The sequence below is a fragment of the Ferdinandcohnia jepli genome, assembly GCF_047246645.1.
Taxonomy (GTDB): Bacteria; Bacillota; Bacilli; order Bacillales; family Bacillaceae_L; genus Ferdinandcohnia.
Map to the genome: position 1 here is coordinate 213,536 of NZ_JBFOKR010000003.1, position 6,105 is coordinate 219,640.

Here is a 6,105-nt window from a genome sequence, read left to right on the forward strand (position 1 = left end):
TTAAAAGAGGATTATAAAGTTAAAAAGCGGTCCTGAATGGACCGCTTTCTTGATGTTAGAATGACTTAAATAGTGGTGTCTCAGCATACGTATCTGCAACATCAGGTAAATTAGAGTACCTAAAGTTATCCCAGTTAATGGTATCAGCATTTTCTTTTGTCATGGCAATGTTGATGAGAATACCACGCATTTCATTTCCCTTTTTATCTTGAGCAGGGAACTGCCACGTTAAGAGCAAGGAATTTACATCTTCTCGTTCGCTAAAAACTCGTTTGAATATATCTGTGCTATCACTTAAGATACCTGTACGGATAAGATTACTGCTGAAATTGTCATCAGCAACTACTTCAACAATATTGCGTTCTGGATCTGGATATACCGCATGAACTCTTTTTTCATATTCACCATCATGATTCGTTTTTTCACCGGCAACATCATTTATAACATATTCCAAGTACATTTCTAGTTCCTCTGGTGCCTTTTCTTCTTGTTTGGTGTCTTGATTTGGAGCAGCCTGTTCGTCGGTTTGGTTTTCATCCTTTCCAATAGGGGCTGCTTGTTCTTCATTATTCGGCTCTTCTTCCTGAACATCCTCTGCAGGTGGACTTTGTTCATCAGTAGCTAGGTTTTCGTCATCGTCGCCACCTGTCGCAAGCGCTCCAATAATAATCAATGCGAGTACCCAAACCCACCATCGTTTCCATATTGGCTTTTTTCGCTTTTCTTCCATATGTTACATCTCCTTATATGACTAAATAAAGTGCAAACCATATGTTAGTATTCACCAAATTAAGGAGTTACATGAAAGCATGGATAGTGAAAAAATACCCAGTAAGCTATTAAATGGTTTAGTAACTAGTTTTCACATAACTATTCATGAAGATTAAGAAATTAGTAGAAGGAAAAAATATAAAAGAACCACTGTTGTAATTATTTTTCCTTATTTTTTATATTGATTAGTTATTTAAAATACTTTCCTCTAATACCTCAGTTTTATCACCGTAAACCTTGATAATGTGGTTTTCCCCCCAGGCACATAAAGCATCTAAAATCTTTTCTAAGCTCTTTCCATATTCACTGAGCTCGTACTCCACCTTTGGAGGTACTTGATTATAGATGATACGATTGATCACGCCATCATCTTCAAGTTCTCGAAGTTGTTGGGTTAACATTTTTTGTGTGATGTTCGGCATAAGGCGTTTTAGTTCGCTTGTCCGTTTCTTTCCGTGAGTTAAATGGCAAAGGATCACGCATTTCCACTTGCCGCCGATTACTTCCAGAGTAGCCTCTACAGAAATATTATATTTTTTCTTTTGCATCGTAAACTCCTCCTTTTTATAGGTACAAAAAAGTACCTATATTACTTTTGGGTATCTATATTACTTGAAAGTGCGTACTTTTATTTATAGCTCATATATATCATAATAACATTTGCCGGCCGATTCATACTATACTTTCTTTCATTTTAGTTGAAAGAAAAACTTATATTTACAGCAAAGAAGGGAGACACATATGAAGTTAATTAAAAAACAAAGTACGATGGCATTACTTGCGTTAGCTGTAAGTGCATTTGCTATCGGTACAACTGAATTTATCAGTGTCGGGTTATTGCCACTGATAGCGGAGGATTTAAACATCCTAGTAACCACTGCAGGGTTAACTGTTTCTTTATATGCATTAGGAGTAACGTTTGGAGCTCCAGTTCTTACATCTTTGGCATCGAATGTGTCACGTAAGACGTTATTACTTTGGATTATGATTGTGTTTATCATAGGCAATAGCCTTGCTGCTTTATCAACAACAATTGGCTTATTACTGATAGCTCGTGTAATATCAGCCTTTTCACATGGTGTTTTCATGTCGATTGGTTCTACGATCGCAGCGGATCTAGTTCCAGAAAATCGTAGAGCAAGCGCCATCTCAATTATGTTTACAGGTCTAACTGTAGCAACTGTAACTGGGGTTCCTTTTGGTACGTTTGTTGGACAACAACTAGGATGGAGAGCCGCTTTTTTCGCAATTATTATTGTTGGTGTTATTGCACTTATTGCAAACATGATACTAGTTCCTTCTAATCTGAAAATAGGAGCTAAAACAACCTTTACTGATCAGATTAAGCTTGTTAAAAATGGACGTTTATTACTTTTATTTATTATTACGGCATTAGGATATGGTGGTACATTTGTTGTCTTTACTTACTTATCACCTTTACTACAAGACATAGCTGGATTTAAGGGAGAAACGGTTGCAATCATTCTATTAGTCTATGGAATTGCAATTGCAATAGGGAATATGATTGGTGGTAAACTCTCGAATCAAAATCCAATTCGTGCATTGTTTTATATGTTTATTGTACAAGCAGTAGTCTTATTTATTTTGATGTTTACCGCTCCATTTAAAATAGCTGCATTACTAACAATCGTGTTAATGGGATTACTAGCATTTATGAATGTACCGGGACTACAAGTATATGTTGTGATGCTGGCAGAACGATTTGTTCCAAGTGCCGTAGAAGTAGCCTCGGCAATCAATATTGCTGCTTTTAATGCTGGTATTGCAATTGGATCTTATCTAGGTGGAGTTATCACGGATACAATCGGACTTATTCATACTTCCTGGATTGGCGCTTTAATGGTGTTAATGGCTGCGATCTTAACTGGATTTAGTAGAGTTTTAGAACGAAAAGATCGAGTAGAAAAAGCTTAATAAAATAGAATCGTTGGAGGTTTTAAAATGGTAGGAAAACATTTACAAGATACAACAACTTTAAATAATGGTGTGAAAATGCCTTGGTTTGGAATTGGCGTTTTTAAAGTAGAGGAAGGTCCTGAATTAGTTAATGCTGTAAAGTCAGCTATAAAACATGGATATCGCAGTGTAGACACCGCTGCGATTTATGAGAATGAAGAAGGTGTTGGAAAAGGTATTAAAGAAGGTTTAAAAGAAGCGGGTATTTCAAGAGAAGAACTATTTGTAACTTCAAAGGTTTGGAATGCAGACTTAGGATATGAATCAACGATTGCTGCTTATGAAGAAAGTTTAGGGAAACTTGGTTTAGATTATTTAGATTTATACTTGATTCATTGGCCAGTTGCAGGGAAATACAAGGATGCTTGGAGAGCTTTAGAATATTTATATAATGAAGGTCGTGTAAAGGCAATTGGTGTTAGCAATTTTCAAATTCATCATCTTGAAGATGTGATAAAAGATGCAGAAATTAACCCCATGGTTAATCAAGTAGAATACCATCCACGATTAACTCAAAAAGAACTGCAATCATTTTGTCAGGAGAACGGCATCCAGCTTGAGGCTTGGTCTCCATTAATGCAAGGTAATTTACTAGATAACGAAATTTTACAAGAAATCGCGAAAAAGCATCATAAATCGGTTGCGCAAGTTATCTTACGCTGGGACTTACAAAACGGAGTTGTAACAATTCCAAAGTCAACGAAAGAACATCGGATTATTGAGAATGCTAGTATTTTTGATTTTGAATTAACACATGAGAAAATGAAAGTTATTCATGGACTGAATCAAGACCTTCGTGTTGGACCAGATCCGGATAATTTTGATTTTTAATAGTATATAACTAGTGAGATAGGCGTTTAGTACGCCTATTTTACTATTTATGGTTAGATGAACTCTTAAGCTCTTCCTCGACCATATCATCAAGTTTTTTAATCATCTTGATTGCTTTCTCCTCATCAATCTGACGATAGTGGTGATGGCCTCCTGGTTCCTCATCCATTTCATCTGCAAGTTTTGTGATTGCTTGAAGTGGCGTACGCTTAATAAAACTTTCTTGCATATAAGAATCTGTATGAAACAAAATAGCAATCGCAATTTCTTTCGCGTTAATTGGATTTTCACCCAACCGAATTAATAACTTATGCGCTCTTTCTGCCCCTTTTATGGCGTGGATATCATTCTGCTTGTACAACTCATAATCCCACTTGCCATTTTTGTACCAAGTGTAATGTCCCAGGTCATGTAAGAATGCAGCCTTAGTTGCTAAATCCACTGACACATTTTTCTGTTTAGCTAATTTAAAAGCATGATATGCACAAGCAATTGCATGAGCGACCCCAGAGCGGGACAAGTACTTTTTTGCAATTCGATGGTTAAAGATCTCAGATAATGTAACGTCTCTCATTATGAAGATTCCCCCCATGAAAAACTCTAAATTTTTAGTATCCTACCATATTTTTCATACCGTTACAAGGTGGAGATATCCTAGATATTCGATGAATTATAAAAATGGATTCTTAATCTGGGGTAGTTTTTATTTTTACAAGTTTTCTTAAAACAGTGAAACGTTGGAGGATTGTATTAGTACGTTTCTTAGTCGTTTTAGAATATGTGATGGGTAGGTTGGTCGTTCGATATTGTGGGAAAAATAGCTATTGTGCATAAAATAAAATTAACATGCAATCAGTTCAAATTAACGTGCATAAAATTTATTTATCATGCAAAACATCAACTTATTGTGCATAAAATCTATTTATCGGGCATAAGCGAAATTATCATGATTGGGATCGGCTTATATTGAGCATTAGGATCGAATTATCGTAAAAATAGACGAGCATTAAACCAAAATATGTTACTACTAAACTGTATCAGGTCATTTACAAAGGCTTGGAGGGCAAATTCCTTTAAGTCTTTTTACTTGTTAACTATTTTGTTGTAAATACAACAAAAGTGAGTTATATTTAATTACAATATTATTGCATTTGCAACAAAATATATTCTGAGGAGTTAGGTATGAAGGATATTCTTCGTGAAATCGGGATGATCGCAAGGGCTCTAGATTCTATTAGTAATATTGAGTTTAAAGAGCATGACCTTACAAAAGGGCAGTATTTGTATCTTGTGCGGATCTGTGAAAATCCAGGTGTCATTCAAGAAAAATTAGCTGAGATGATAAAAGTGGATCGAACAACTGCAGCACGTGCTATAAAGAAACTAGAGATGAATGGTTTTATTGAGAAAAAAGAAGATACTCATAATAAAAAAATAAGAAAACTCTATCCAACTGAAAAAGGAAAAACTGTTTATCCATTTATCATAAGAGAAAATAATCACTCAAATACAGTAGCATTAGAGGGTTTTACTGAAGAAGAAGTAGAGACCATGGTCAATCTTTTAAAAAGAGTAAGAAAAAACATAGAAATAGACTGGGAATCTGTAAAAAAGGGAAATAAAAGACTTTATTGATTGTAAAGGAGCGAATCACATACATGACTATACATATAAAACAATGTAATCTTGACGATTTACAACTACTACAAGAAATCAGTTATGAAACATTTGATGAGACTTTTAGGGAGCAAAATTCACCAGAGAATATGACTGCCTATTTGGAAAAGGCATTTAACACAAGACAATTAGAAAAAGAATTATCAAATCCTTCATCACAATTTTATTTTGTTTATTTTACTAATGAAGTTGCCGGCTATGTGAAGATTAATACTAATGATGCACAGACTGAAGAGATGGGTAATGATTCACTTGAAGTCGAAAGAATTTATATCAAGAGCCAATTTCAAAAGCATGGACTTGGTAAATATCTGCTTAATAAGGCGCTTGAAATTGCAACCGAAGGGAATAAAACGAAGATTTGGTTAGGGGTATGGGAAAAAAATCAGAATGCAATTGCTTTTTATAAGAGAATGGGATTTATGCAAACGGGAACTCACTCTTTTTACATGGGAGATGAGGAACAAACGGACTTTATTATGACCAAATATTTATAACACGTTATTCATGACAATACCAGCGCGATACTTCTTTATGAAGTATCGTTTTTTTCTTCTTAAACACAATTGACAATGAGAATCGTTTTCATTTATAGTATTACAAGAGATAAATTTTCAGTATTCAATCGGAGAAACATGTCCAGAAGTAAGATACGTTAGTGCTGCCAATTGGTTATATAAGGTTAGTGATTGATGTTGGGTTATTCGTCCGAGGAAGCGAGTAGAGTTGAAACTCGGTCGATAAGAAAGAGTCTAATCGCTCGAGAAAGTGAGAGGAGATGAAACTCGGTCGATAAGAGCGGGTCTAACTGCCCGAGAAAGTGTGAGGAGCCGAAACTCGGTCGATAAG

Annotated in this window: 7 protein-coding genes; 4 read left to right on the forward strand and 3 right to left on the reverse strand. The window is 35.2% G+C overall.

Annotated features, from left to right (window positions below):
* Positions 1-55: 55 nt before the first annotated feature.
* Positions 56-730 carry a hypothetical protein gene (locus AB3M96_RS04605; protein WP_412966399.1) on the reverse strand — a complete coding sequence of 225 codons (675 nt, stop codon included), beginning with the start codon at positions 728-730 and terminating at the stop codon, positions 56-58.
* A 226-nt stretch (positions 731-956) separates the two neighbouring features.
* Positions 957-1,319 (reverse strand): winged helix-turn-helix transcriptional regulator, encoded by a 363-nt coding sequence (locus AB3M96_RS04610; RefSeq protein WP_412966400.1) that lies wholly within the window; start codon positions 1,317-1,319, stop codon positions 957-959.
* Between the two features lie 193 nt (positions 1,320-1,512).
* Between AB3M96_RS04610 and AB3M96_RS04615 the strand changes: the two genes are divergently transcribed.
* On the forward strand, positions 1,513-2,706 hold the full coding sequence (locus tag AB3M96_RS04615) for an MFS transporter (RefSeq protein WP_412966401.1): 1,194 nt from the start codon (positions 1,513-1,515) through the stop codon (positions 2,704-2,706).
* A 27-nt stretch (positions 2,707-2,733) separates the two neighbouring features.
* A complete protein-coding gene (locus AB3M96_RS04620; RefSeq protein WP_412966402.1) occupies positions 2,734-3,579 on the forward strand; it encodes an aldo/keto reductase in 846 nt (281 codons plus the stop codon).
* Between the two features lie 43 nt (positions 3,580-3,622).
* Here the strand turns inward: AB3M96_RS04620 and AB3M96_RS04625 are convergent, their stop codons facing one another.
* The gene (locus tag AB3M96_RS04625) at positions 3,623-4,153 is read right to left on the reverse strand and encodes an HD domain-containing protein (protein ID WP_412966403.1); all 531 of its coding nucleotides are present in this window, start codon (positions 4,151-4,153) and stop codon (positions 3,623-3,625) included.
* A gap of 608 nt (positions 4,154-4,761) precedes the next feature.
* Here AB3M96_RS04625 and AB3M96_RS04630 point away from each other — a divergent pair.
* Positions 4,762-5,214 carry a MarR family winged helix-turn-helix transcriptional regulator gene (locus tag AB3M96_RS04630; protein ID WP_412966404.1) on the forward strand — a complete coding sequence of 151 codons (453 nt, stop codon included), beginning with the start codon at positions 4,762-4,764 and terminating at the stop codon, positions 5,212-5,214.
* A 23-nt stretch (positions 5,215-5,237) separates the two neighbouring features.
* Positions 5,238-5,753, forward strand: coding sequence for a spermidine/spermine N(1)-acetyltransferase (gene paiA, locus AB3M96_RS04635; protein WP_412966405.1), 516 nt, complete (start codon positions 5,238-5,240; stop codon positions 5,751-5,753).
* The last annotated feature ends 352 nt before the right edge of the window (positions 5,754-6,105 follow it).

Coding starts and splice junctions, on each gene's coding strand:
- AB3M96_RS04605 (WP_412966399.1), bottom strand. CDS start 730: ATGGAAGAAAAGCGAAAAAAGCCAATATGGAAACGATGGTGGGTTTGG.
- AB3M96_RS04610 (WP_412966400.1), bottom strand. CDS start 1,319: ATGCAAAAGAAAAAATATAATATTTCTGTAGAGGCTACTCTGGAAGTA.
- AB3M96_RS04615 (WP_412966401.1), top strand. CDS start 1,513: ATGAAGTTAATTAAAAAACAAAGTACGATGGCATTACTTGCGTTAGCT.
- AB3M96_RS04630 (WP_412966404.1), top strand. CDS start 4,762: ATGAAGGATATTCTTCGTGAAATCGGGATGATCGCAAGGGCTCTAGAT.
- AB3M96_RS04625 (WP_412966403.1), bottom strand. CDS start 4,153: ATGAGAGACGTTACATTATCTGAGATCTTTAACCATCGAATTGCAAAA.
- AB3M96_RS04620 (WP_412966402.1), top strand. CDS start 2,734: ATGGTAGGAAAACATTTACAAGATACAACAACTTTAAATAATGGTGTG.
- paiA (WP_412966405.1), top strand. CDS start 5,238: ATGACTATACATATAAAACAATGTAATCTTGACGATTTACAACTACTA.